Annotated in this window: 2 protein-coding genes and 1 other RNA gene; 2 read left to right on the top strand and 1 reads right to left on the bottom strand. The window is 70.4% G+C overall.

Features of this window, described 5'->3' with window-relative positions; genetic code table 11:
* A partial coding sequence (locus VR44_RS06625; RefSeq protein ID WP_045946438.1) for a tyrosine-type recombinase/integrase occupies positions 1 to 883 on the top strand: 883 nt, incomplete at its 5' end.
* Positions 884 to 1,091: 208 nt separating this feature from the next.
* On the opposite strand, the gene rnpB is transcribed toward VR44_RS06625, so the two are convergent.
* Positions 1,092 to 1,493, bottom strand: an RNA gene (rnpB, locus tag VR44_RS40960) — RNase P RNA component class A.
* 88 nt (positions 1,494 to 1,581) lie between these two features.
* Between rnpB and VR44_RS42295 the strand changes: the two genes are divergently transcribed.
* A partial coding sequence (locus VR44_RS42295; protein ID WP_157880243.1) for a MerR family DNA-binding transcriptional regulator occupies positions 1,582 to 1,697 on the top strand: 116 nt, incomplete at its 3' end.

The following is a 1,697-nucleotide window of genomic DNA, read 5'->3' on the forward strand; positions in this document are numbered from 1 at the left end:
GGCCGGCTCCCTGCGCCGCACCGACTCGAACGCCTTCGTGGACGAGCTGATCGGCAAGGGCCTGGCCGCGTCCTACGTGCACCAGGTGTTCAAGACCTGGCGGATCTTCGTGCACTGGATGGTCGACGAGAAGGAGATCCCCCTGCCCGCGAACATCGTCTCGCGGATCAAGCTGCCGGAGATCCCCAAGCGCAAGGTGGTGGACCTCACGCCGCAGCAGGTGGCCCGGATCGCCGAGTGCATCGAGCCCCGGTTCGAGGTGCTGGTGTGGGAGGCGGCGTGCGGGGGAGTGCGCGAGGGGGAGGCGTTCGGGATGACGAAGGACCGGGTGGACTTCCTGCGCCGCCGCTGGCACATCGCCGAGCAGCGGCAGAAGGGCCAGGCGGTGAAGACGAAGACCAAGGCGTCGATGACGTGGGTCTCGGTCGACCAGTTCCTTCTGGACAAGATCGCCGCGCACCTGGCGGCCGGCTACGACCGTCCCGCCCAGGTCCAGCACGCGACCGAGCTGCGGCGGATCCGCCGCCAGGCCCAGGGGGTGTGGACGCCCCCGGTCGACGAGGGTCTGATCGTCACGAACCACGCTGGCCGGCCGCTGACCCGGCAGACCTTCCACCCGTACTGGCGGGAGGCGGTGGAGGAGGCCGGGGTGGACCCCGACGCCCGGTTCCATGATCTGAAGGGCTTCTACACCCGCACCCTCGCCACGTCCGGCAACCACGACCCGAAGACCGTGCAGCGGCTGAGCCGTCACGCCCGGTTCGAGGAGACGTGGGACACCTACGCCGAGACCGGCGCGGGGGCGGAGGACGTGAAGGTCATCGCGTTCTCGTCGGCCTTCACCGCCACGGGTGACGAGGACCCGAGCGCGGCGGCGGTCTAGCCGCCCAACTCCCGGGATGGGGGCGCGGATCACCGGCCGTATGTGGCACCATGCACGGTGTTATGCCTAGCTGGACGCGTCCGGCAGCGGCAGCACGGACCGGATGGTAAACGGGCCGGGTTGCACGTACCGGAGACGCCCCCGAAATGCCCCCGAGGTGCCGGGAAGAGTGGAACCCCCACTCTGACCAGGGCCAAAGCGGGGGCGGCAGACGAGTCGGCCTGTACGCCGGGTTCTGTCACCCGGAGACCTCGCGGTCGCCGGGGAGACGGCCATCCATCTAGGACCGGCGTTGCCGCCGGCCTCGTGCGGTCTACCCGCGAACTCGGGCGGGCAGCCCTCGAGCGTTCGCGCAGACCCGTCCGGGGACGGATCCTCTTGACCTTGCTCCGGGTGGGGTTTACCTAGCCGCCTGAGTCACCTCAGGCGCTGGTGGTCTCTTACACCACCGTTTCACCCTTACCGGGGACCGAAGCCCCCGGCGGTCTGCTTTCTGTGGCACTGTCCCGCGGGTCACCCCGGGTGGCCGTTAGCCACCACCCTGCCCTGTGGAGCCCGGACGTTCCTCGGCGGGGTCCTGGGACCCCGACGCGGCCGCCCGGCCGACTCGTCTGTCGTGCCGACCATGCTACCGGCTGCCGACGGCGGCTCCGCGTCGCCTTGACCTTGACGCAGCGGCAGGGTTTCTACTGAGGGGCATGCGGATCGGAGAGATCGCCGCGCTGGTCGGGGTCACCACCCGGGCGGTCCGGCACTACCACCATGTCGGGCTGCTCCCGGAGCCGGGGCGGCGGGCCAACCGGTACCGGGCCTA

The sequence above is a fragment of the Streptomyces katrae genome (genome assembly GCF_000966975.1).
In the GTDB taxonomy this organism is placed as follows: domain Bacteria; phylum Actinomycetota; class Actinomycetes; order Streptomycetales; family Streptomycetaceae; genus Streptomyces; species Streptomyces katrae.